The sequence below is a fragment of the Pseudomonas brassicacearum genome (assembly GCF_003732265.1).
Taxonomy (GTDB): Bacteria; Pseudomonadota; Gammaproteobacteria; order Pseudomonadales; family Pseudomonadaceae; genus Aquipseudomonas; species Aquipseudomonas brassicacearum_D.
Map to the genome: position 1 here is coordinate 113,410 of NZ_MOBK01000008.1, position 24,844 is coordinate 138,253.

General features: G+C 59.5%; 18 protein-coding genes. 9 read left to right on the top strand and 9 right to left on the bottom strand.

Annotation, left to right across the window (positions count from 1 at the left end):
• Window positions 1-337 precede the first annotated feature (337 nt).
• The 5 genes from lon (at window position 338) to cmoB (ending at window position 5,947) form a co-directional block, all read left to right on the top strand.
• Window positions 338-2,755 carry an endopeptidase La gene (gene lon / locus BK660_RS21515; protein WP_123435002.1) on the top strand — a complete coding sequence of 806 codons (2,418 nt, stop codon included), beginning with the start codon at window positions 338-340 and terminating at the stop codon, window positions 2,753-2,755.
• 214 nt (window positions 2,756-2,969) lie between these two features.
• Window positions 2,970-3,362, top strand: a complete 393-nt coding sequence (locus BK660_RS21520; protein WP_123435003.1) for a protease inhibitor I42 family protein — start codon at window positions 2,970-2,972, stop codon at window positions 3,360-3,362.
• A gap of 2 nt (window positions 3,363-3,364) precedes the next feature.
• A complete protein-coding gene (locus tag BK660_RS21525; RefSeq protein WP_123435004.1) occupies window positions 3,365-4,000 on the top strand; it encodes a lysoplasmalogenase in 636 nt (211 codons plus the stop codon).
• Window positions 4,001-4,214: 214 nt separating this feature from the next.
• Entirely contained in the window at window positions 4,215-4,994 is a 780-nt protein-coding gene (cmoA, locus tag BK660_RS21535) for a carboxy-S-adenosyl-L-methionine synthase CmoA (protein ID WP_185045165.1), read from the top strand.
• A complete protein-coding gene (gene cmoB / locus BK660_RS21540; RefSeq protein WP_123435007.1) occupies window positions 4,991-5,947 on the top strand; it encodes a tRNA 5-methoxyuridine(34)/uridine 5-oxyacetic acid(34) synthase CmoB in 957 nt (318 codons plus the stop codon). The genes cmoA and cmoB overlap by 4 nt, the downstream gene beginning before the upstream one ends.
• Before the next feature lie 133 nt (window positions 5,948-6,080).
• Here cmoB and tadA read toward each other — a convergent pair whose 3' ends face one another.
• Together tadA and BK660_RS21550 are read right to left on the bottom strand one after the other, a co-directional pair.
• Window positions 6,081-6,578: a tRNA adenosine(34) deaminase TadA gene (gene tadA / locus BK660_RS21545; RefSeq protein WP_123435008.1), complete on the bottom strand. Its 498-nt coding sequence runs from the start codon at window positions 6,576-6,578 to the stop codon at window positions 6,081-6,083.
• Window positions 6,578-7,954 carry a multicopper oxidase family protein gene (locus tag BK660_RS21550; protein ID WP_123435009.1) on the bottom strand — a complete coding sequence of 459 codons (1,377 nt, stop codon included), beginning with the start codon at window positions 7,952-7,954 and terminating at the stop codon, window positions 6,578-6,580. Before BK660_RS21550 ends, tadA begins: the two co-directional genes overlap by 1 nt.
• A gap of 227 nt (window positions 7,955-8,181) precedes the next feature.
• Here BK660_RS21550 and BK660_RS33645 point away from each other — a divergent pair, with 227 nt between their 5' ends.
• Window positions 8,182-12,915, top strand: coding sequence for a membrane-targeted effector domain-containing toxin (locus BK660_RS33645; protein ID WP_123435010.1), 4,734 nt, complete (start codon window positions 8,182-8,184; stop codon window positions 12,913-12,915).
• 86 nt (window positions 12,916-13,001) lie between these two features.
• On the opposite strand, the gene guaA is transcribed toward BK660_RS33645, so the two are convergent.
• The 4 genes from guaA to BK660_RS21575 all read right to left on the bottom strand — a co-directional run bounded on the left by guaA (window position 13,002) and on the right by BK660_RS21575 (window position 17,784).
• Complete coding sequence (gene guaA / locus BK660_RS21560) at window positions 13,002-14,579, bottom strand: glutamine-hydrolyzing GMP synthase (RefSeq protein WP_123435011.1); 1,578 nt, start codon at window positions 14,577-14,579, stop codon at window positions 13,002-13,004.
• A gap of 99 nt (window positions 14,580-14,678) precedes the next feature.
• On the bottom strand, window positions 14,679-16,148 hold the full coding sequence (guaB, locus tag BK660_RS21565) for an IMP dehydrogenase (RefSeq protein ID WP_027922772.1): 1,470 nt from the start codon (window positions 16,146-16,148) through the stop codon (window positions 14,679-14,681).
• Between the two features lie 117 nt (window positions 16,149-16,265).
• On the bottom strand, window positions 16,266-16,814 hold the full coding sequence (locus tag BK660_RS21570; protein ID WP_123435156.1) for a sugar ABC transporter ATPase: 549 nt from the start codon (window positions 16,812-16,814) through the stop codon (window positions 16,266-16,268).
• 202 nt (window positions 16,815-17,016) lie between these two features.
• The gene (locus tag BK660_RS21575; RefSeq protein WP_123435012.1) at window positions 17,017-17,784 is read right to left on the bottom strand and encodes a sulfite exporter TauE/SafE family protein; all 768 of its coding nucleotides are present in this window, start codon (window positions 17,782-17,784) and stop codon (window positions 17,017-17,019) included.
• A 111-nt stretch (window positions 17,785-17,895) separates the two neighbouring features.
• Here BK660_RS21575 and xseA point away from each other — a divergent pair, with 111 nt between their 5' ends.
• The gene (xseA, locus tag BK660_RS21580; protein WP_123435013.1) at window positions 17,896-19,275 is read left to right on the top strand and encodes an exodeoxyribonuclease VII large subunit; all 1,380 of its coding nucleotides are present in this window, start codon (window positions 17,896-17,898) and stop codon (window positions 19,273-19,275) included.
• A gap of 3 nt (window positions 19,276-19,278) precedes the next feature.
• A complete protein-coding gene (locus tag BK660_RS21585) occupies window positions 19,279-20,100 on the top strand; it encodes a peptidoglycan DD-metalloendopeptidase family protein (RefSeq protein ID WP_059182206.1) in 822 nt (273 codons plus the stop codon).
• A gap of 118 nt (window positions 20,101-20,218) precedes the next feature.
• Here the strand turns inward: BK660_RS21585 and BK660_RS21590 are convergent, their stop codons facing one another.
• Window positions 20,219-20,575, bottom strand: a complete 357-nt coding sequence (locus BK660_RS21590) for a hypothetical protein (protein WP_123435014.1) — start codon at window positions 20,573-20,575, stop codon at window positions 20,219-20,221.
• Window positions 20,576-20,962: 387 nt separating this feature from the next.
• Between BK660_RS21590 and leuA the strand changes: the two genes are divergently transcribed.
• A complete protein-coding gene (gene leuA, locus BK660_RS21605; RefSeq protein ID WP_123435017.1) occupies window positions 20,963-22,642 on the top strand; it encodes a 2-isopropylmalate synthase in 1,680 nt (559 codons plus the stop codon).
• A gap of 205 nt (window positions 22,643-22,847) precedes the next feature.
• Here leuA and BK660_RS21610 read toward each other — a convergent pair whose 3' ends face one another.
• Window positions 22,848-23,639, bottom strand: coding sequence for an amidohydrolase (locus BK660_RS21610; protein WP_123435018.1), 792 nt, complete (start codon window positions 23,637-23,639; stop codon window positions 22,848-22,850).
• Entirely contained in the window at window positions 23,627-24,775 is a 1,149-nt protein-coding gene (locus BK660_RS21615; protein WP_123435019.1) for a pyridoxal phosphate-dependent aminotransferase, read from the bottom strand. The genes BK660_RS21610 and BK660_RS21615 overlap by 13 nt, the downstream gene beginning before the upstream one ends.
• Window positions 24,776-24,844 lie beyond the last annotated feature (69 nt).

Sequence of the window (24,844 nt, forward strand, 5' to 3'; positions counted from 1 at the left end):
AGCGAAGCAGACCGGAGGGCAGTGTCCCCGGATGGATACCGGAGCGAAGGAACGCCGAGCCCTGGCGAGGGGCCGGACGCTCGGGGCGAGCCTTTTTTTGCTTACTTTTTTTTGGCGTTTGAAAAAAATAGTGAGTCGCCGTAAGGGCGAAACCCTAAGCAGCCGTTACCGCAGCAACGGATATGTACACCAAAAACAACAACATGGTCGGCCCAGAGGCCGCCACGTCACCAGCACCTGTCCAAACCCTGAACACACAACTTGAAATATCCCGTGCCATTGAAACCACCCCCCACCTGCCCCATCTAACACCCATACCCCATTGCGCAGGTGCCCCATGAGCGACCAGCAAGAATTCCCCGAAGACCCGAGCGAGTACGACGAAGCAGAGCAAATCGAACACCACGCCACCGGCAAAGGCCTCGCCCTGCCCGGCCAGAACCTACCGGACAAGGTCTACATCATCCCCATCCACAACCGCCCGTTCTTCCCGGCCCAAGTCCTGCCGGTCATCGTCAACGAAGAACCGTGGGCCGAAACCCTCGACCTGGTCAGCAAAGCCGATCACCACTCCCTGGCCCTGTTCTACATGGACACGCCCCAGGAAGACCCGCGCCATTTCAACACCGGCGCACTCCCCGAGTACGGCACGCTGGTCAAGGTTCACCACGCCAGCCGTGAAAACGGCAAACTGCAATTCGTCGCCCAGGGCCTGACCCGGGTGCGCATCAAGACCTGGCTCAAGCACCATCGCCCACCGTACCTGGTGGAAGTCGAATACCCGCACCAGCCCACCGAGCCGACCGACGAGGTCAAGGCCTACGGCATGGCGCTGATCAATGCGATCAAGGAACTGCTGCCGCTCAACCCGCTGTACAGCGAAGAGCTGAAAAACTACCTCAACCGCTTCAGCCCCAACGACCCGTCGCCGCTGACCGACTTCGCCGCCGCCCTGACCTCCGCCACCGGTGGCGAGTTGCAAGAAGTGCTCGACTGCGTGCCCATGCTCAAGCGCATGGAAAAAGTCCTGCCGATGCTGCGCAAGGAAGTCGAGGTTGCGCGCCTGCAAAAAGAGATTTCTGCCGAAGTTAACCGCAAGATCGGCGAGCATCAGCGCGAGTTCTTCCTCAAGGAACAACTCAAGGTCATTCAGCAAGAGCTGGGCCTGACCAAGGATGATCGCAGCGCCGACATCGAGCAGTTCGAGCAACGCCTGACCGGCAAAGTGCTCTCGCCGCAAGCGCAGAAACGCATCGAAGAGGAAATGAACAAGCTGTCGATCCTCGAGACCGGCTCCCCGGAGTACGCGGTCACCCGCAACTATCTCGACTGGGCGACCTCGGTGCCGTGGGGCGTGTACGGCGAAGACAAACTCGACCTCAAGCACGCGCGCAAGGTGCTCGACAAGCACCACGCCGGCCTTGACGACATCAAGGACCGCATCCTCGAATTCCTCGCGGTCGGTGCCTACAAAGGCGAGATCAGCGGCTCCATCGTGTTGCTGGTCGGCCCGCCGGGCGTAGGTAAAACCAGCGTCGGCAAGTCCATCGCCGAATCCCTCGGCCGGCCGTTCTACCGCTTCAGCCTCGGCGGCATGCGCGATGAAGCCGAGATCAAGGGCCACCGCCGCACTTACATCGGCGCGCAACCGGGCAAACTCGTGCAGGCGTTGAAAGACGTCGAAGTGATGAACCCGGTGATCATGCTCGACGAGATCGACAAGATGGGCCAAAGCTACCAGGGCGACCCGGCCTCGGCGCTGCTGGAAACCCTCGATCCGGAACAGAACGTCGAATTCCTCGACCATTACCTGGACCTGCGCCTGGACCTGTCGAAAGTGCTGTTCGTATGCACCGCCAACACCCTGGACTCGATCCCCGGCCCGTTGCTTGACCGGATGGAAGTGATTCGCCTGTCGGGTTACATCACCGAAGAAAAAATCGCCATCGCCAAGCGTCACCTGTGGCCCAAGCAGCTGGAAAAGGCCGGCGTGTCCAAAGGCAGCCTGAGCATCAGCGACAGCGCCCTCAAAGCGTTGATCGACGGGTACGCCCGCGAAGCCGGCGTGCGTCAGTTGGAAAAACAACTGGGCAAACTGGTGCGCAAAGCCGTGGTGAAATTGATCGACGAACCGAAAGCGGTGATCAAAATTGCTCCGAAAGACCTTGAAGCCTCACTCGGTCATCCGGTCTTCCGCAACGAGCAAGTGCTGTCCGGCACCGGCGTTATCACCGGTCTGGCCTGGACCAGCATGGGCGGCGCGACCTTGCCGATTGAAGCGACGCGGATCCACACGCTGAACCGTGGTTTCAAACTCACCGGGCAACTGGGTGATGTGATGAAAGAGTCGGCGGAAATCGCCTACAGCTACGTCAGCTCAAATCTGAAGTCGTTTGGCGGTGATCCGAAGTTCTTCGACGAAGCCTTCGTCCACCTCCACGTCCCGGAAGGCGCCACCCCGAAAGACGGCCCGAGCGCCGGCGTGACCATGGCCAGCGCCCTGCTCTCGCTCGCACGCAACCAGCCGCCGAAAAAAGGTGTGGCCATGACGGGTGAACTGACGTTGACCGGGCATGTACTGCCGATTGGCGGGGTCCGCGAGAAGGTGATTGCGGCGCGGCGGCAGAAGATCTTTGAATTGATCTTGCCGGAACCTAACCGTGGCAGCTTTGAGGAACTGCCGGATTACCTGAAGGAAGGGATTACCGTGCATTTCGCCAAGCGTTTTGCGGATGTGGCGAAGATTTTGTTCTGACAGCCCTGTAACGCCGGTACTACCGCCATCGCGAGCAGGCTCGCTCCCACAGGGATCGAGTGTGGTCACACATTTGTGATCACCTCAAAACCTGTGGGAGCGAGCCTGCTCGCGATAGCGTCGGCACTGACAACGACGGCCCCGCCGCTGTCACACTTTGTCTCATCTTCAGTTATGCTCGCCGTTCGTCGTGAACGCCGGAGCCGCTGACCTTATGTCCCCCACTCGCTTGTTTGTCCCCCTCGCCCTTTCCTTGCTGGCCGCCTGCGCCACGCAGCCGAAACAGAACGTGACCGTGGAAAAACAAAGCCAATGTCCGGTGAAACTCAACAGCGGGCAAAACCTGATCCTGACCCTGCCAAGCAACCCAAGCACGGGTTACCGCTGGGCGATCCAGGATTCGGCAGGTGGTGTCCTGCATGCGCTCAGCCCTGAGGTGTACAGCAATCCGGAAGATGCCGGCATCGTCGGCAGCGCCGGTATTTCGACCTGGCGCTTTCAGGCCTTTACCGCCGGTACCGGGCGCTTGCGCTTGACCTCGCAACAACCCTGGGCCCCGGAAGTGTTGCCGGTGGAAACTTTCGACTGCGCAATCTCGGTTAACTGATCGTGGGCTGGCTGATTCTGGCGCTGATGGGTGCCGTGACCTTCCTGTATGGCGTGAGCGTGCACGCGACGTTGCTTTGTCTGTTGGTCAAACCATTGCCCGTACTGGCCCTGCTCGGCTGGTTGCACGACGCGCCGCCCAGCGACTATCGGCGCTGGATCAGCCTTGGCCTGATTTTCTCGCTGCTCGGCGACGTGCTGCTGGCGTGGCCGGGGGATCTGTTTGTGTTTGGTCTCGGGGCGTTTCTGGTCGCGCATCTGGCTTATCTCAAAGCCTATTTGAGCGATTGCCGGCGGTTGGCGGCGTTGCCCTTGGTGATTGCCCTGGGCGTCGGCGCGGTGTTGTTGGGGATTCTGATTTCCCACGGCCTCGGCCCGTTGCTGATCCCGGTGATCGTTTATGGCATGGCCATCAGCGCAATGCTCTGGCGGGCACTGGCTCGCTTGGGCACGGATGTGCCGAAACGCTCGGCGGTGCTGGCGGCGGCAGGTGCGCTGGCGTTTGTGTTCTCCGACAGCGTGATTGGCATCAGCCGCTTTGTCGCGCCGTTTGATGCAGCGCCTTATGTGATCATCCTTAGTTACTGGCTGGGGCAATGGGGAATTACGGCGTCGGCGTTCACCCAGAAACCGCGCTGAATCTGTGGTGAGGGGGCTTGCTCCCGCTCGGCTGCGCAGCAGTCGTGAAGTCGGTGAGTGCGGTGAGTGCGGTGAGCCTGAAGGAATACACGGGAGCGCTTCGCACTCCAGCGGGAGCAAGCTCCCTCGCCACAACAGCCCTTTCATCTTTCAAACTGCATGAACCCAGCGGTTTATCAGACAACCCGCGCATCCCCCCGTCAATTTGGCTAAAATGCCGGCCTTTTCCACCCATGCCGCTGGAACCGCCGTGAGCAAAGAATCCGATCGCCTTTTCGCCCAGCCTTTGGCCCAGGTGCCTGACTTCGCCTTTAACGAGGACGTGGTGCGGGTGTTCCCGGACATGATCAAGCGCTCGGTGCCGGGTTATCCGACCATCGTGGAAAACCTCGGCGTGCTCGCCGCGCAATTCGCCCAGCCCAACAGTGTGCTCTACGACCTTGGTTCGTCCCTGGGCGCTGTGACGCAGGCGCTGCGCCGGCACGTGCGCACCGACGGTTGCCGCGTCATCGCGGTGGATAACTCTGCGGCGATGGTCGAGCGCTGCCGCGAATACCTCAACGGTCAGGACTCGATGTTCCAGGAGTTGCTGCCGGTGGAAGTGATCGAGGGCGATATCCTCGCCCTTGAGTTTCAGCCGGCCTCGGTGGTGGCGCTGAACTTCACCCTGCAATTCATCGCCCCGGAGCAGCGCACTGCATTGCTGTCGCGCATCCGCCAGTCGTTGTTGCCGGGCGGCGCGCTGATCCTGTCGGAGAAGCTGCGTTTCAATGACCCTGGAGAACACGCGTTGCTCACCGACCTGCACGTCGCCTTCAAACGCGCCAACGGCTACAGCGAACTGGAAATCGCCCAGAAGCGCAGCGCCATCGAAAACGTCATGAAGCCCGACAGCCTCGAAGAACACCGCGACCGCCTGCTGGCCGCCGGGTTCTCGAAAGTCGTGCCGTGGTTCCAGTGTCTAAACTTTGCCTCGTTGATTGCCTTGCCATGATTGATCTGTCCCCCCTCGCCCGCCGTCTGGCCGGTACACCACTGGCCGCTTGGGCCAACACCCTGCAAGCGCAACTCGACAAAAAAATGGAGAAGGGTCACGGCGACCTTGAGCGCTGGCAAAGTGCGCTGGATGCATTGCCGAAGATCCAGCCGAGCGACGTCGACTTGCTCAATGGCCTGATACTGGACACCGAGTGCGACGACGAAACCCGTGCGCAGATGCGTACCGCGCTGATGGGGTTGTCGCCATGGCGCAAAGGTCCGTTTGATTTGTTTGGCGTACACGTCGACACCGAATGGCGTTCGGACTGGAAGTGGTCGCGCGTTGCACCGCACCTGGATCTGAAGGGCAAACGCATCCTCGATGTCGGCTGCGGCAACGGCTACTACATGTGGCGCATGCTCGGCGCCGGTGCCGATAGCGTGATCGGCGTTGACCCGAACTGGCTGTTCTTCTGCCAGTTTCAGGCGGTGCAGCGTTACCTGTCCGAACCGAATGCCTGGCACCTGCCATTCCCGTTCGAAGACCTGCCGCCGGAGCTGGAAGGCTTCGACACGGTTTTTTCCATGGGCGTGTTCTACCATCGTCGTTCGCCGATCGAGCATTTGCTGGCGCTGAAGGATTGCCTGGTCAAGGGCGGTGAACTGGTGCTGGAGACGCTGGTGATTGAAGGCGATCAGCAGCAAGTGCTGGTGCCGGAAGACCGCTACGCACAGATGCGCAACGTATGGTTCCTGCCGTCGGTGCCGGCGTTGGAGCTGTGGTTACGGCGTGCCGGGTTCACCGATGTGCGGTGCGTGGACGTGAGCGTAACCACGGTCGAGGAACAGCGCGGTACGGAGTGGATGAAGTATCAATCGCTGAGCGACTTCCTCGATCCGGACGATCACAGCAAGACGATTGAAGGGCTGCCGGCGCCGATGCGTGCGGTGATCGTCGCCCGAAAGTAAGTCGAAGCTTTCAGCAACAACGAAGATCAAATGTGGGAGCGGGCTTGCTCGCGAAAGCGGTGGTTCAGTCAACATTTTAGTTGAATGATATTCCGCATTCGCGAGCAAGCCCGCTCCCACATTGGTTCGGTGTTCAGTCTGTAGGTTTTGCGCGTCTAGCCTTGAAGAACTCGCTAAGCACCGCCCCGCACTCCTGCGCCAACACCCCGCCTTCAAACAACACCCGGTGATTCAAAAACCCTTGGGTGAAGAACTGCCCCTGACTCTGCACAATCCCCGCCTTGGGCTCCAGCGCGCCATACACCACACGCGCAATCCGCGAATGCACGATCAGGCCGGCGCACATGCTGCACGGCTCCAGCGTCACGTACAGCGTGCTGCCCGGCAGGCGATAGTTGCTCACGGCCAGGGATGCGGCGCGGATCGCGACCATCTCGGCATGGGCGCTCGGGTCGTTGCCGCTGATCGGGCAATTGAAGCCGCGACCGATGATTTCGCCGTCCTGCACCAGCACCGCGCCCACGGGCACTTCGCCCAGCGCGGCACCTTGAGCCGCCAGGGCCAGGGCTTCGCGCATGAAGTCGCGATCACGGCTGCGGTCGATGATGGCAGCGGGACGAATCTGACGCATCACGCCACCTCGATGGCGGCCATCAGGCCGGTTTCCATGTGATCGATCACATGGCAGTGGAACATCCAGATGCCCGGGTTATCCGCCACCAACGCCACTTGCGCACGCTCGTTCTTGCCCAACAGATACGTGTCGGTGAAATACGGAATGACCTTGTGCCGGTTCGAGGCGATGACCTTGAAACTCATGCCGTGCAAGTGAATCGGGTGCTGATACTGAGTCATGTTCTTCAATTCGAAAATGTAGCTCTTGCCCTTCTCAAGCTTGGCAATCGGGCGATCGGCGCAGGTCTTGTCCGTGATGTCCCAGGCCTTGCCGTTGATTTGCCACAGGCTCGGTGGTTTGCCGTTGTCGACGTTCACCGACACCGAACCCACCCATTCGAAATTGAAGTTGAGTTTCTCGGCATTGGCCAGGTCCGGCTCGGCGATCGGGTTGGCCGGCAGCGCCGGCGGCCATGGTGTCGGTGCGTCGGTATTCGCCACTGAACGCAAGGTTCCCAGGCGAACCGGGCCGTTGCGCAGGGACAATTCCTCACCGGCCGGCGGCGCCTTGATCGCCAGGCAAATACGCATGCCGGGGCCCAGCCAGTATTCCTTGCCCAGCGGGCGCGGCTCGATGGGATTGCCGTCCAGTGCGTAGATCTGCGCTTCGACACCGGGGATGTTGAGTCGATAGGTCAGCGTGTTATCGAGGTTGAGCACGCGCACTCGGGTGATCTGCCCGGCGGGCAACTCGATCACCGCTTGCGAGACGCCATTGATGGTCGACAAGCGTCCCGCCGTACCGCCGCGCGCGGCTTCACGAGGAATGCTGAACGCGACGAAAGCGCCTTCTTCATCGACGTGCCAGCTCTTGAGGCTCAGGGTTTTCTCGTACTTGAAACCGGTCGGCTCACGCTCTTCGATGATCAGCGGGCCGACCAGCCCGCGACCGAGCTCTTCGCTGCTGTTCACATGCGGGTGATACCAGTAGCTGCCCGCATCGGGCACGCGGAATTTGTAATCGAAGTATTCACCCGGCAGCACCGGCAGTTGCGAAACGTAAGGCACGCCATCCATCTCCAGCGGCAGGCGGATGCCGTGCCAGTGAATGGTGGTCGCGACCGGCAGGTGGTTGATGAAACGCACTCGCAGCCAGTCGCCCTGGCGAACCCGCAACTCGGTGCCCGGCGCCGACGGGCCGAACGCCCAGGCTTCGGTCTTGTGCCCGGCCACCAGTTCGACGTCCAGCGGTGCTGCGATCAGCTCGTAGTCGTGACCTGCGTCAGCGTCGGCCATCTTGCCCAACCAGTAACGCGACGCGCCCCCCGCTCCGACACCAACGACAACAAGACCGGCCAGGCCACCGAGGATTTGGCGACGGGTAAACGACATGAACTTGACTACCTCACGTATCAGCGACAGGCACGAGGGCCTGCAAAAGGCGAATACGATACACCTGCGGTTGAGAAACAGTAAGGGTGGGCCGGTGGATGGTCGCAGCAGATGCGATCGTCGCGTGACCCTACACGGTCACGAAAGGCATGTGGGCATAACTATGTAGTGCACTTGCCTTGAGCAAACGGGTCATCCTCACGGCCCATTTCTCAAGGAGCGAGAGCATGCCTGTTGATAAGAATACCGAAGCGTTACCCAATGCTGCCGACAAGGAGAAGCTGAAAACGATTGCCCCCGTCGTTGTGACAGCCTGCCCGGGTTTGAAGGAAGAAGCCCACGCGGTCGCCAGCGAAATCCTGAACAAACACGGCATCACTGGCATGGACCCGGATGAGGTCTGGTGGCATCGGTTCGACAACGTCTCGGCCAGCAGCACCACAGCCTTTCTGAGTTGGGAGCACGCCCCCAAACCCTGTGAATCATTGACCCTGACGCAACTGGTGATCCAGGGATACCGCGTGACCGATCAAGACGACGCCCTCGAACTGAACAGTAACGGCGGGTTTTACACTGAGGATGCAAGCGCCAGCATTTTCAATGAAACCAATGAAGTGCGGATGTACCCCAGCAAGGTTCTCGCGGACCTGTGGGAGATGAACCTCAGTGAACGCTATCTGAATAAACTGAACGCGTTCTGGGCGACTCATTTCGATGACTTCCGGACCCTGGCCAAATCCAACTACCTCAGCAAAGCCGTTGAAGCGCGGCAAAACGGTCAACTGGAAGAGGAGGATTTTCAGACCGTCGTCAGGGCCGTCGTCGGTGATGCGACCTGGCCGATCACCCTGGCAACCCTGCAGTCCCAAACCAATCCGCCTGCAGATCTTCGTGTTTGCGCATTGGATGTCGCAGGGCATGTCGCCACCGACATCCTGCGCATCGTTGACCGCAACGGTCGGCAGATCACTTACGTTCCCGGCGCCGCACCGGCTTTCCACGTGCACCCGACACTGACGGACATGCACTGGTGGACCTTGCTGCACATGAATGAAGAGCAGCCGCGCACCGAGTTCATGACCCATTTCCCGCTGTCGGTACGCAAGGAAGTCCACGACAACATCACCCCGCTGATGAACCAGTTGGTCGGCACCTGGGGAAAATACGACCACCATTTGATCAATCAGAAAAACATCACCATCAGCGGCGATCCCTTCACCTGGCAGAGCCGGGCGGTCCAGAGCACGATGCTGGAAGAGGCGGATCTGACGCTGGTGACCCACGGACAAATGCGCGAACAGCTTTGGCTGGGTTACCTGACTGCCGGGCTGCATGTGTTTGGCCCCTTGGCGGTGATGGGCTGGCCAATCGCGTTGCCGGTGATCGGGGCCAGCATCGCCGCGATGGGCTTGAACATCGACAAGGCGGTTAATGGCAAAACGGCGGCGCAACGCAAGGCTGGCGTCATCGGCGCGGTGCTCGATGGCATCAATGCCCTGTTCAATATCCCGATGCTCAAGGAAGCCAGTGTTCTGGAAGAAGTCGGGGCTTCTGTGGATGCCGCCGAAGCCGCCGAAATGGCTTCGCTGAGAGAGTCGGACAGTGCCGCTGAATCTACCGTAACGGAAGATCCGCGTGAGCCCGACAGCGCAGAGTCGAGTCACCCTCAACCCGACGGGTCACCTGTATCGCCGATAGAACCGGTTGTAGTGCCTGAACAATGGCAATGCCATGAGCCGCTGGAAAGCGAAATGCTGTCTGCCCAGAGCGGAAAATTTCAGGGGATCTATTCGCTCAATTCCAACCCTGCGAACGCGATCAGGATGAACGACGCAGCCTATTACGTGCGCTTCGAAGCCGACGCCAACGGTGGCGGCAAATGGGCAATTATTGATCCAGAAAACCCCGACGCTTTCTCGGGCTCGCTTCCCGTTCGCCTGAACGCTGACGGTCAGTGGGAACTGATGCCCCGGACGGGACTGAAGGGCGGAATGCAATCGCCGCCCACCAGCCAGTCGGGTGAGTCCTCTCTACCCCAAGACGGGGCATGGGCGCAGGAACCCGGCACTTATGTAAAAAAACTGCGAACTCCCCGCATGAGGGAATGGGCCCTGGGCGGTCCGGATGAGTTTATTACGGTTATTGAGGAAGAAGGACAGGAAGTACGGACCAGTCGATTTGCCTGGCATCAGCGCATTGCACGTAACCGGCTGATACACGACGCCGAAGTCCACTACGAAGCTCATCCACCGCTGACGCCCGTGCAAACTTCTTCCCCCCCTCCGTTCAAAACGGCGACAGAGCTGTTTCAAACAGTATCCGAACAAAAGTCCGGGTTGGTCCTGGGTCAGACGCCGGGCAGCATCGCCGGTAGAAAATTTTTGATCGAATATATGCCAACAATGGCGAAACTTGGGTTCAAGAGGCTCTATCTGCAAGAGCTGCTGACCAACGCCAATCAAATGGATCTGGACACTTTCGCTCGCACCGGGGAAATGCCCGCAGAGCTCGAAGACTACCTGCAGAAACTCGATCTCAAGACGGGTCAGGACCCGGAGGGCAAGTTCACTTCCCTGGAACTCGTGAAGGCCGCCAATGCGCAGCATATCCGCGTTCAAGCCGTCGACTGCGCGATTACTTACAACATCAATGGTCATGTCAGCCTTGAGCCGCAACAACAAATGGCACGAAGTTTTTTTGCCAGCGAAGTCATTCAACTGAATGAGCAAGCGCACGGATCAGCCAGTTGGGTGGCGTTGGTCAATCGGGAAAACATGAGCACCTTCAGGAGTTATCAAGGCATCAGTGAACAGGTGGGCGCTGTGAGTGTGCGCATCGATGAGGTGAGCCCCGGACTCGCGGAGCCCATTGCAGCCGATCCCGGAGCAGCGGTGGTGTATGAGGACTCTCCGGACACGCCTGTCTATGATCTTCAGGAAGCCCCCTTTGAGGGCTCGAACACCGTAACGTCATCCATCAAAGGCGATTGGCGGTTGCAAGTGGAAAACCCGTGGACCTATAGATCCTCTACAAACCTCAAAGCCCTGTTGCCGGAGTCAGGCATGTACACCTTTCAGCGTTCGGACAGTGCCGTGCTTCTGGTCTATCGCAATGGCAACAAGCAGATAGAAGAAACCATTATCAAAACGATGCCCGGCGGATACATCGAACTCGATTCCCCTATATGGCCGGACTTCGTCTTCAAGCCTTTCAATAATCTTGAAGCGTTGAAGAATGCACTGGCCGCAAAGGGTTTGAGACTCATGGGTTGGCCTGCTCAACCGTCCGAAGCGATGGATACCGTTGAACAAGCCGTAACCCAGAACATAACCTCCGAGGCATCAGGGACAAGCGAGGTGCTCGAAAAGCTCATTCCGACTCTGCCTGATATCGAGCCACAGACCTCGGTGCCGGAGCACTGGCAGAGTAATGAAATTCTGGAAAGCCAGGCCCTTCTGGCCACCGACGGAAAATTCAAGGGCATTTATTCGCTGAACTCAAACCCGTCCACCGCGATCCTCATGAACGATCAGGCTTACTACGTTCGCTACGAAGCCGATATCAATGGCGGCGGCACGTGGGCCATCATCGACCCGGCTAACCCGCATGCCTCCACGGGGTCAATGCCCGTGCGATTGAATGGCGAGGGCGAATGGGAGCTGGCGCCAACTGCCAAATTAACGGGTGGCGGCAAGGGCCTTGTCGACCCCGTTCCCGGATCCTCCACAGGGACCACCCACGCCCGCCCACCGGCCAAGTTTTTCAGACACTTGACTAAATACGACGCCCCCAATGGTCGTTCCTTGAACTTCCTGGCACTGGGAAAAAAAGAAACGCACATCAAAATTGTCAACCTGCCCGATGGAACCCTGAAAGGGGTGACGTCTTACGAGGAGTTCATCGCCGAACGGCGTACTTCACTGGTGAGAGATGCGCGCGCATTCCATTCCCCAAAAAACTTCTTCGCCTCATTGCCCGCGCGTCCGGTACAGCCTGTTATCACGCCGTCCATGACGCCCTCGGAACTCATTGAGAAAATATTCGATGCTGCACCCGGGTTAGTCGTCGGTGAAAGTCAGGATCGCATTGCCAGCATGCGGTTCCTCATCGAGTACATGCAGACACTGGCAAAGCATGGCGTCAAGACGATCTACATGCACCGTCTGCTAAACGACTTCATTCAGGTCGACCTGAATATTTTTGCTGAAACAGGGCAAATGGATGGCATGCTGGAACTCTATTTGAAACAGCTCCAGACCGATCCTGCCGGTCAGTTCACCCCCCTTGAGGTTGTCCGAACTGCGCGTCAGTACGGTATTCGAATCCAGGCCACTGATTGCTTCGCAAGCTATCGGTATGAAGGCGCTTCCTTTGGCGCCACATCACAACAATCCATCAAAAATTACCTCACTCATACGATCATCCAGGCCAACGAAGCCTACAGTCCTGGGAAGTGGGTAGTGCTGACCGGCCAGGAAAACACCAACACGTTCAGGGGCATTGCCGGCATCAGCGAAACAGAGGGAGGGATCGGTTTGCGGATTGAAGAGGTACGTCCTGATCAGAGTCTGCGCATCGAGATAGACCATGGAATCGAGGTGGGCCGTGACGTTCCGCAGGCACAACCGCAAATGAGCGGAGACTTTGATACTTTATATGCCGACGTCAGCCTGGAGATGCCCACTCCTGCAATTCAACGAACCCAGGAAGCAATCCTTCGACTCCTTTACCGTGCAGGCATGTTCACCATCGAGCGATCAGAAGATACCTGGACGTTGATCCATCGCAGCAGGACCGGTGAGATTGTACGCACGATGATTGAGCGAACGGAGGGTGGCGGCTTTCTGATCAACCGTCCTGCCTGGACCGATATGCATCAAGTCAGCTACCAAAATATTGGCCTACTTGTGCGAGCGCTCAACCGCATGGGTATGACGCTTGAAGGGCGTCTGCCCGTGTAACCAAGCAAAACCTGATACGCAAAAGGCCCCGTGAACTTAAGCTCACGGGGCCTTTCAAGTGTTACGGGCGATCAATCAGACCGGGATCATTCCCACTCAATCGTCGCTGGCGGCTTGCTCGACACGTCGTAAGTGACGCGGGAGATGCCTTCGATTTCATTGATGATGCGGCCGCTGACGGTTTCCAGCAGTTCGTAAGGCAGGTGAGCCCAACGCGCGGTCATGAAGTCGATGGTTTCCACGGCACGCAGGGCAACAACCCAGGCGTAACGACGGCCATCGCCTACAACGCCAACCGATTTCACTGGCTGGAACACCACGAAGGCCTGGCTGACCTTGTGGTACCAGTCGGCTTTGCGCAGTTCTTCGATGAAGATGTGGTCGGCACGACGCAGCAGGTCGGCGTATTCCTTCTTCACTTCACCAAGGATGCGCACGCCCAGGCCCGGGCCCGGGAACGGGTGACGGTAGACCATGTCGTACGGCAGGCCGAGTTCCAGGCCCAGACGACGGACTTCGTCCTTGAACAGTTCGCGCAGTGGCTCGACCAGTTTCAGGTTCATTTCTTCCGGCAGGCCGCCCACGTTGTGGTGCGACTTGATCACGTGAGCCTTGCCGCTTTTGGCGCCAGCCGACTCGATCACGTCCGGGTAGATGGTGCCTTGGGCGAGGTACTTGATGTTGTCCAGTTTGTTGGACTGGGCATCGAAGACGTCGATGAAGGTACGGCCGATGATCTTGCGTTTCTTCTCTGGGTCGGACTCGCCGGCCAGGTTGTCCAGGAACTGGTCTTCAGCGTTGGCGCGGATCACCTTGACGCCCATGTTTTCGGCGAACATGGCCATCACTTGCTCGCCTTCGTGCAGACGCAGCAGGCCGTTGTCGACGAAGACGCAGGTCAGTTGGTCGCCAATGGCTTTGTGCAGCAGCGCGGCAACCACCGAGGAGTCAACGCCGCCGGACAGGCCGAGCAGTACGTTGTCGGTGCCGACCTGGGCGCGGATGTTGGCAATGGCGTCTTCGGCAATCTTCGAAGGTGTCCACAGGGCTTCGCAGCCGCAGATGTCGAGGATGAAGCGCGACAGGATGCGACCGCCCTGCTTGGTGTGGGTCACTTCCGGGTGGAACTGCACGCCGTAGTAGCCGCGAGCGTCGTTGAACATGCCGGCGATCGGGCAGCTTGGGGTGCTGGCGAGGATGTGGAAGTCCTGCGGCATTTTGGTGACTTTGTCACCGTGGCTCATCCACACGTCAAGGCCGAACAGGCCGTCGGCGTCAATGTGGTCTTCGATGCCGTCAAGCAGGCGGCTCTTGCCGACTACGTCAACGCGGGCGTAACCGAACTCACGCAGCTCGGAACCTTCGACCTTGCCACCCAGCTGTTCAGCCATGGTCTGCATGCCGTAGCAGATACCGAAGACCGGTACGCCCAGGTCAAACACCGCTTGCGGGCAGCGCGGGCTGTCAGCGACGTGCACGGACTCGGGGCCGCCGGCGAGAATGACGCCTTTTGGAGCGAATTCGCGGATCGCTTCGTCGTCCATGTCGAACGGATGCAGTTCGCAGTACACACCGATTTCACGCACGCGGCGGGCAATCAGTTGGGTGTACTGCGAACCGAAGTCGAGGATCAGGATGCGGTGGGCGTGAATGTCGAGGGCCATGATTCAGTCTCGTCTAAGTAATTCAGAAACAGTCGTGATTCAGAAACAACTCGGGGCTGAATAAAACAGCCCCGGTTACTTAACTTTTTGCTTGAAGCCTCAACCTACGCGGTAGTTTGGCGCTTCTTTGGTGATTTGTACGTCGTGCACGTGGGACTCGGCCATGCCAGCGCCGGTGATCCGCACGAACTCAGGCTTGGTGCGCATTTCTTCGATGTCGGCACTGCCGGTGTAGCCCATCGAGGAACGCAGGCCGCCCATCAGTTGATGGATGATGGCGCTCAGGGTGCCCTTGTAAGGAACACGCCCTTCGATACCTTCCGGAACCAGTTTCTCGGCGCCTGCCGAGGAGTCCTGGAAGTAACGGTCGGAGGAACCTTGAGCCTGGGACATGGCGCCCAGCGAACCCATGCCGCGGTAAGCCTTGTACGAACGACCCTGGAACAGTTCGATCTCGCCCGGTGCTTCTTCAGTACCGGCGAACATCGAGCCCATCATCACGCAGGAAGCACCGGCAACGATGGCCTTGGACAGGTCACCGGAGAAACGGATGCCGCCGTCGGCGATCAACGGAACGCCTGTGCCTTCAAGGGCAGCGGCGACGTTGGCGATGGCACTGATTTGCGGGACGCCGACACCGGCGACGATACGGGTGGTGCAGATCGAGCCAGGGCCGATACCGACCTTGACCGCATCGGCGCCAGCTTCGGCCAGGGCCTTGGCGGCAGCGCCGGTGGCGATGTTGCCGCCGATGACCTGCACTTCAGGGAAATTCTGTTTGACCCAGCGAACGCGGTCGATCACGCCTTTGGAGTGACCGTGAGCGGTGTCGACCACCACCACGTCAACGCCGGCATTGACCAGGGCAGCGACGCGGTCACCGGTGTCTTTACCGGTGCCGACCGCAGCGCCCACACGCAGACGACCTTGATCGTCCTTGCTGGCCAGCGGGTAAGCCTTGGCTTTTTCGATGTCGTTGACGGTCATCATGCCTTTGAGGGCGAATTTGTCGTCGACGATCAGTACGCGTTCGATGCGGTGTTTGTGCAACAGCTCGCGGACGTCGTTCTTGTCGGCGCCTTCCTTGACCGTGACCAGACGCTCTTTAGGCGTCATCACTTCACGGACGGAGACGTCCAAGCGGTTCTCGAAGCGCACGTCACGGGAAGTGACGATGCCGACCAGGTCGCCATTGTGCAGTACCGGAACGCCGGAGATGTTGTGCATGCGGGTCAGTTCGAACAGTTCACGAACCGTGGCGTCAGCCTCGATAGTGATCGGGTCCTTGACCACGCCGGCTTCGTAACGCTTGACCTTGCGAACTTCGGCAGCTTGCTGCTCGATGGTCATGTTCTTGTGGATGATGCCGATGCCACCTTCCTGAGCCATGGCGATTGCCAGACGGGCTTCAGTTACGGTGTCCATGGCGGCAGAAACCAGAGGAATGTTCAGCTCGATGCCACGGGTTAGGCGGGTCTTGAGACTGACTTCGTTAGGAAGTACCTCGGAATAACCGGGCACTAGGAGAATGTCGTCGAATGTCAGAGCTTCTTGGCTGATACGCAGCATCGCGGGGGCTCCCGAGCGGGAAAATGGAAGCGCGCCATTATAGTCAGACACCCCCTCGGGTTCAATGTAAAACTCTGTCTATTATTAGCATTACTGATATACGGGAATTCTCGCCCCCTACAACTCGACTTTGACCCAACTCACCGGCTGATCCAGCCAATCGGCAAATTCGTCGATAAAGCTCTGCTTGAACCCGGCCTCGGCCCAGTTATTGAAGATGAACCCAAGGTTGGAAAAGCCGCATTCCTGCAGGAACAGGAAGCCGTTGATGTCATCTTCATGCCCGCATTCGGGACAAGTGAAGTTGTCGGTGCGGCCGGGCATCCAGTCTTCCAGGCTTTCAAACAACGCTTCGCCGACTTCCTTGCGGCACTCGGCGCAGCCCGCCTCGCTCAGGAAACCTTTGGCCGGCGTGTAGATGCAGCGTTTGGTGATGATCTCCAGGCCATTGACCGGCTCGCCAAAGGGCAGCGCTTCGGGGTGCAAGACCACCGCACGAGCACCGTCGGCGATGGCGTGGCCCATACGATTGCCGGTGCGACCGCAGGTGGTCAGTTCTTCCTTGATGATGTTCTTGCGCACCAGCCACCGCACGACCGCCCGGGCTCGAGGTTCGTGCACTGGCAACGTGGAGATTTTCGGGACGATGATGCTTTGAGAGTTCATGGTGCGGCCCTGCAAATTCTGAATGATCACCCTTGTGGCGAGGGAGCTTGCTCCCGCTCGGCTGCGCAGCAGTCGTATCCAACGCATGCGGTGTGCCTGACACACAACACTGCAGGTATTGGGGCCGCTTCGCAGCCCAGCGGGAGCAAGCTCCCTCGCCACAGGGACTGCGCCGGGCAGCTTAATCCCTGAGATGTTCCGGTCAAGTGCTCAGGTAACGCCCGATCAATGCAATCCCGCTGGCCAGTACCAACCAGGTCACCAACCGCACAAACGCCTCGCGCGACAACCTCATGGTCAATCGCCGCCCGATCCACAGCCCCAAGGCCATGGCCGGCAACAAACACAGGGCCAATACCAACAAGGGTAGCTCGGCATACACACCTGCGACGGCAAACAGGCTCAAGCGCACCACCGTGCTGCAACTGATCAGCGCGCTCTGGGTCGCGCGGGCCGCCTCTTTGGGCAGGCGACTGTTCAAATAGATCGCATACAAGAAACCGCCACTGCCGAACAACGCCCCGAACATCCCGCCCACCGTGCCCATCGGCACCGCCCACGCGGCGGATAACTGCGTCGGACGGGTTTTGACCCACAGGCTGTAAATCGCATAGGCGCTGATAAACAGCCCCATCAGCAGCAGCAACACGTCGGATTTCAGGTTCAGCAGAAAGATCACCCCCAACGTGCACCCCACCGCCATGCACGGCAGCAACCGCAGCAGTTCAGGTTTCGCCACATCACGTCGCGAGGGCAGCAGATTGCCGAACGCCGCGACGAAATCCAGCAGCACCAGTAACGGCACGATCTTCGACAGCGGCATGAACAGAATCAGAATCGGCCCCGCCACCAGCGCGGTGCCGAAGCCGGCGATGCCAAACACGATATACGCTAGAGCGATGCCCAGCCCGATGATCAGCCAATCCGTTGTTCCGAAGGGCCATTGGTGCAACATCTCGAATGCGTTCATTCCATGTCTTCCTTGAGTCCGGGCCCCGACTTTACCCTGCAGGCTCATTCCTACAGGGGATTTTTGTTGATGCATGGAGATTGATCGCCGAATGCCTTTAAACTGCGCCCCATGATTAAAGATCCCTTTGCAAGACTCGGCCTGGACCGTGAAGTCCTGACTGTCAGCCAGCTCAACGGCCGCGCGCGGGTGTTGCTCGAAGACGTGTTCAGCAATATCTGGGTCGAAGGCGAAATATCCAACCTCGCCCGCCCGGCGTCCGGCCACGTGTACTTCACCCTCAAGGACAGTGGCGCCCAAGTGCGTTGCGCGTTGTTCCGGCAGAACGCCGCACGGGTTCGCCAAGCCTTGAAGGATGGCCTGGCGGTCAAAGTCCGCGGCAAGGTTTCGCTGTTCGAGGGACGTGGCGACTATCAGCTGATCCTCGACACCGTGGAGCCGGCAGGAGACGGCGCGCTGCGCTTGGCCTTCGATGCCTTGAAGGAAAAGCTCAGCGCCGAAGGCCTGTTCAGTGCCGAGCGCAAAGTGCCGCTGCCGGCGCATCCGCAACGCATCGGCATCATCAGCTCGCCAACCGGCGCGGTGATTCGCGACATCATCAGCGTGTTCCGCCGCCGTGCTCCGCAGATCCAGCTGACGCTGATCCCCACCGCCGTACAAGGCCGCGAGGCCACTGCGCAGATTGTCCGCGCGCTGAAACTGGCGGACGCCCGGGGTTTCGACGCATTGATCCTGGCCCGTGGCGGCGGCTCGCTGGAAGACCTCTGGTGCTTCAACGAAGAAGCGGTAGCCCGCGCCGTTGATGCCTGTGTCACGCCGATTGTCAGCGCCGTCGGCCACGAAACCGATGTGTCGATCAGTGACTTTGTCGCTGACGTTCGCGCCCCGACACCGTCCGCTGCCGCCGAACTGCTCGCCCCGGATTCCAGCGATCTGGTGCGCCGGGTCGAAAGCCTGCATCGCCGGCTGGTGATGCGCATGCGCGACCGTTTAATGCGCGACCGCCTGCGTCTGGAGGGCATTTCCCGCCGCCTGCGCCATCCCGGCGAACGTCTGCGCCAGCAAGCGCAACGTCTGGATGACCTGGACATGCGTATGCGCCGCGCCTTCGAGCGCAGCCTCAACACCCGTCGCGAACGCTTGATTCGCCTGGAAACCCGCCTCGCCGGGCAACATCCCGGTCGGCAACTGGCGATGCTCCGCCAGCGCCTCGACAGCCTCGCCGAACGCCTGCCCCGTGCCATCCGTGAAGGCCTCAAGTCGCGGCGATTGCAACTGCAAAGCCAGGTGCAGACGTTGCAGGTGGTCAGCCCCCTGGCGACACTGGCCCGTGGCTACAGCATTCTGCTGGACGAACGCGGCAACGCGATCCGCAGCGCCGAACAAACCCACAACGGTCAGCGCCTCAAGGCCAAACTCGGCGACGGCGAACTGCAAGTGCGGGTCGAAGACAATCACCTGACGCCTGTCACCCTTTCTTTACTGGATTGATCCATGCCGCGTTTTTTAGCTCCGCTGCTGTTGCTGTGCCTGACCTTCAACGCCCACGCTGACAGCTACATCACTCGCCTGTTGAACAAACCGGTGCCGGGCGGCGTGGCCGTAGTGGACCTGGGCGCCGCGGCCCAGGCGCCGAAAGCCAGCTATCAAGGCAAACCGGTGCTGGTGGTCAAGGAACAGAACAACTGGCTGGCGATTGTCGGTGTGCCGCTGACCGTGAAACCGGGCACGCAGCAGATCAGCAGCGGCGGTCGCAGCCTGAACTTCACCGTCGGCAACAAGAAATACCCGGAACAACACATCACTCTGAAAAATACGCAGCAGGTCAATCCGAACCCGGACAACCTCAAGCGCATCGAAGGCGAACTGGCCGAGCAGATCCAGGCCTACCGCAGCTTCAGCCCCAACACTCCGAGCAACCTGCTGCTGGACAAACCGGTCAACGGACCGCTGTCGAGCAAGTTTGGGGTGCGCCGTTTCTTTAATGGAGAAGAGCGCAATCCGCACGCCGGATTGGACTTCGCTGTGCCGGCGGGTACGCCGATCAAGACGCCGGCGGCGGGCAAGGTGATTCTGATCGGTAACTACTTCTTCAACGGCAACACGGTGTTTGTCGATCATGGGCAGGGCTTTATCAGCATGTTCTGCCACATGTCGAAAATCGATGTGAAGGTTGGGCAGCAATTGGCGCGTGGTGGGGTGGTGGGCAAGGTCGGTGCTACTGGCCGGGCGACCGGGCCGCATATGCACTGGAATGTCAGCCTGAATGATGCGCGGGTGGATCCGGCGATTTTTATTGGGGCGTTTCAGCCTTAGATAGTTGTAGTGGCTACCGGCCCCTTCGCGAGCAAGCCCGCTCCCACATTGGATCTGTGTACGCCGCAGATCCAATGTGGGAGCGGGCTTGCTCGCGAAGGCGGCATCAAAGGCACCGCTATTCAGCCTCAAGATCCTCGATCCCATGGGCCTCCCGATCCGCCAGGCAATGCCTGACCCACTCCTGCGTCTCCGCCGAAAACCCCGCCAACTCCTCCGCTGTGATCAACTCCCGCGCGCACAACCCAAGCAAGTGCGACCGCGCCTCATGCCGTGAAAACCTGAACACGCCAAACGCCCAATACAGCTCCTTTTGCCTGGACTGCAACAGCTCTTCCGTGGCTTCAATCCGCTCGTAAGGCGCCAGGCTTTTATCCAGCACGGTGCGCTCGACCTCCTCCATGATCCGGATACACATCCGCTCATGGGCCAACGGCCGCAACGCGCTGTAACGCTTCCAGTCCGACTCGTTCATGTCTGACTCCTGCTTTGTTCAAGGCTTTAAGCATAGCTGCGCTCCGAGAGCCATCACCCCAATCCTCAAATTGCGCAGTGCTCAAACCTCGCGCAATCATCAAAACAATCACCGCCATTAACAGCAATAAAATCTCGATAAATTCGACTTTCCGGGTATTCCTCTCAATTTTTTTCGACTGCTTGCCATCCTTCACCCCCGCGGTTAGGGTTGAAGGCATGAAAACCTTTCACACCCTCATTCAGCTTCGCCAGCACCGCAGCCTGTGCCTCGTCAGCGCACGACTGCCAGGCTGAATCGCGGTGCCTCGCCCCACGCTTTTCCCCAAGAACATTTGATCCACCGGCAGGCCGCCTTTTTTCGGCCAACACAATAAGGATTCCCCCGATGAGCATGCTCAAAGACCCGTCTTCGAAATACCGCGCGTTCCCGACCATCGACATCCCGGACCGCACCTGGCCGTCGAAGACCATCACCGCCGCGCCGATCTGGTGCAGTTCTGACCTTCGTGATGGCAACCAGTCGCTGATCGAGCCAATGGACGCGGTCAAGAAACTGCGCTTCTGGAAAACCCTGGTGTCGGTCGGTGTGAAAGAAATCGAGGCGTCGTTCCCGGCCGCTTCGCAAACCGACTTCGACTTCGTGCGTACCCTGATCGAAGGCAAGCACATCCCGGATGACACCACTATTCAGGTGCTGACCCAGGGCCGTGAAGACTTGATCGAACGCACCTTCGAATCCCTGCGCGGCGCGAAGAAAGCCATCGTTCACCTGTACAACGCGACCTCCCCTTCTTTCCGCCGGATTGTCTTCAACCAGGACAAGGACGGGATCAAGGAAATCGCTGTCAGTGCGGCCAAGCTGTTCGTCAAATACGCTGCCATGCAACCGGACACCGAGTGGACCTTTGAGTACTCGCCAGAGACCTTCAGCGCCACCGAACTGGAATTCGCCAAAGAAGTCTGCGATGCCGTGATCGAGGTCTGGAACCCGACGCCTGAGCACAAGATGATCCTCAACTTGCCTGCCACCGTCGAATGCGCCACCCCGAACATCTATGCCGACCAGATCGAATGGTTCGGCCGTCACATCAACCGTCGTGACAGCGTGATCATCAGCCTGCACACCCACAACGACCGTGGCACCGGTGTTGCCGCTACCGAATTGGGCCTGATGGCCGGTGCCGACCGTGTCGAAGGCTGCCTGTTCGGCAACGGCGAGCGTACCGGTAACGTCGACCTCGTGACCGTGGCGTTGAACCTCTACACCCAGGGCGTGCACCCTGAGCTGGACTTCTCCGACATCGACGGCGTGCGCAAAGTCGTCGAAGAGTGCAACCAGATCCAGGTGCACCCACGTCATCCGTACGTTGGCGACCTGGTGCATACTGCGTTCTCCGGCTCCCACCAGGATGCGATCCGCAAGGGCTTCGCTCAGCAGAAACCGGACGCCTTGTGGGAAGTGCCGTACTTGCCGATCGACCCGGCCGACATCGGTCGCAGCTACGAGGCGGTGATCCGCGTCAACAGCCAGTCGGGCAAGGGCGGTATCGCTTACCTGCTGGAACAGGAATACGGCATCAACTTGCCACGCCGCATGCAGATCGAGTTCAGCCAGGTGGTGCAGCGCGAAACCGATCGCCTGGGCCTGGAAATGACCGCTCAGCAAATCCACGCGTTGCTGCACAGCGAATACTTGCAGGCCAACACCCCGTACGCGCTGGTCAGCCATCGCTTGCAGGAAGAAAACGGTCACAGCGCCGTGGAAGTGGAAGTCTCCAGCAAAGGTCAGGGCGAAACCAACCTGCACTGGCGCGGCAAGGGCAACGGCGCACTGGAAGCTCTGGTGGCCGGCCTGCCGATTCCGGTGGAGATCATGGACTACAACGAACACGCGATCGGCGCGGGCACCAATGCCAAGGCTGCGGCCTACATCGAGCTGCGTGTGAACGGTGAACGTGCGGTGCACGGTGTGGGTATTGATGAAAACATCACCACTGCCAGCTTCAAGGCCCTGTTCAGCGCGCTGAACCGCTCGCTGAGCCAGCCGGAAGCGAAAGCGGCGTAAGCGTTCGCTGAAATGCAAAAGGCCCCAAGGTGCGAACCTTGGGGCCTTTTTGTTTGCCTGCCTGTTTTTGTGTTACCCGTCCCGGCCTCTTCGCGAGCAAGCCCGCTCCCACAGTAGATTTGGGTGCACATAAGATTTGCGTTCACACAGATCCAATGTGGGAGCGGGCTTGCCCGCGAAGAGGCCCGGTCAGGCAGCGAGAATCTCAGGTAAATTCAAACGTATCGGCATCCAGATTCGCCGGGAAACGCGTGCGATAGGCCTGAAGGTCCGCAGCGTTCAGCACCACTTGAAACACGCCGTCGGCTTCACCGGCACTGAGCAGGGTTTCACCCTGGAAATCCAGCACCTGACTGTCGCCGGTGTAAGCGAAACCTTTGCCGTCCGTGCCGATGCGATTCACCGCGGCCACGTAGCACAGGTTTTCGATAGCCCGCGCCGGCAGCAATCGGTTCCAGTGCTGACGGCGCGCACCCGGCCAGTTGGCGGTGTACAACAGCAAGTCGGTGTCGTGCGCATCGCGGCTCCAGACCGGGAAGCGCAAGTCGTAACAAATCAGCGGCCGTACACGCCAACCCTTGAGTTCGAACTGCACCTGACGCTCGCCCGGCGTGTAGTGGTTATGCTCGCCGGCCATGCGGAACAGATGGCGCTTGTCGTAGTGCCACACCTCCCCGTCCGGTCGCGCCCACAGCAGGCGATTGCGATGACTGCCATCTGCGGTTTGAACGATAATGCTGCCAGTGATCACCGCGTCGAGTTTGGTCGCCTGAATACGCAGCCACTTGCTGGTCGGACCGTTTTCCGACTCCGCCAGCGTTTCCGACTCCATGGAAAACCCGGTGGTGAACATCTCCGGCAGGATGATCAGGTCCGCACCGCGCGCCTGCTCCAGCAACTGCTCGAAATGCTCGAGGTTGGCTTGCCGGTCGTGCCAGGCCAGCGTGGTCTGGATCAGCGCGACATTCAGGTTGGGCAGTGCACTCAGATCACGCATAGTTTTGCCGCTGCTTCACGCAGGGTCTCCTCGCGTTTGGCGAAGCACAGGCGCACCAGGCGCTGGCCTTCAGGTGGGGTCTGGTAGAACACCGAGATCGGGATGCTCGCCACGCCATGTTCGCGGGTCATCCACAACGCCATCTCGACGTCATTGAGGTCCGGGCGGATCTGCGAGTAGTCGACCAACTGGAAATAGGTGCCGGTCACGCGAGTGAAACTGAAGCGCGACGGTGCCAGCAAGTCGCAAAACAGATCCCGCTTGGCCTGATAGAAACCTGGCAACTCTTCTACGTGTTCCGGGTGCTCGGCCATGAAGTCGGCCAAGGCAAATTGCAGCGGAGTGACGCCGCAGAAACTGACGTATTGATGCACCTTGCGCAGCTCGGCGGTGAGTGCCGGCGGTGCGACCACGTAGCCGGTTTTCCAGCCGGTAACGTGGTAAGTCTTGCCGAAGGAACTGACCACGAAGGCGCGTTGATACAGCTCTTCGTGATTGAGCACACTGACGTGAGGCACACCGTCAAACACCAGGTGTTCGTAGACTTCATCGCTGACCAGATAGATGTCGCGACCGCGTATCAAATCCGCCAACTGATCCAGCTCGGCCCGGCTGATCAGCGCCCCGCTCGGGTTGTGCGGCGAGTTGAGCACGATCATCCGCGTGCGCGGCGTGATGGCATCAGCCAGTTTCTGGAAGTCGATGGAGAAATCGTCAAGCCCGAGCTGCACATGCACGCAGCGTCCACCGGCCAGTTCCACCGATGGCTCGTAACTGTCATAGCAAGGATCGAACACGATCACTTCGTCGCCGTTGTGGATAACCGCCTGAATCGCACAGAAGATCGCCTGGGTGGCGCCGGGAGTGATGGTCACTTCGTGATCGGCATCGACATTGACGCCATAGCTGCGAGCAATCTTCGCCGACACTTGCTGACGCAATGCCGGCAGGCCGGTCATAGGCGAATACTGGTTATGGCCATTGGCGATGTGCCGGCCGACTGCATCGCACAGGGCTTGCGGGGCATCGAAATCGGGAAAACCCTGAGACAGGTTGATCGCCCCGGTTTGCGCCGCGAGTTGAGACATCTGAGTGAAGATAGTGATGCCGACATTCGGCAGCTTACTGGTGATCATCGGTAGCCCCTTGCAGGTGAGCTGCAAGTTTCAAGCTGCAAGCTGCAAGTGGTCAAGCAACAAACCATC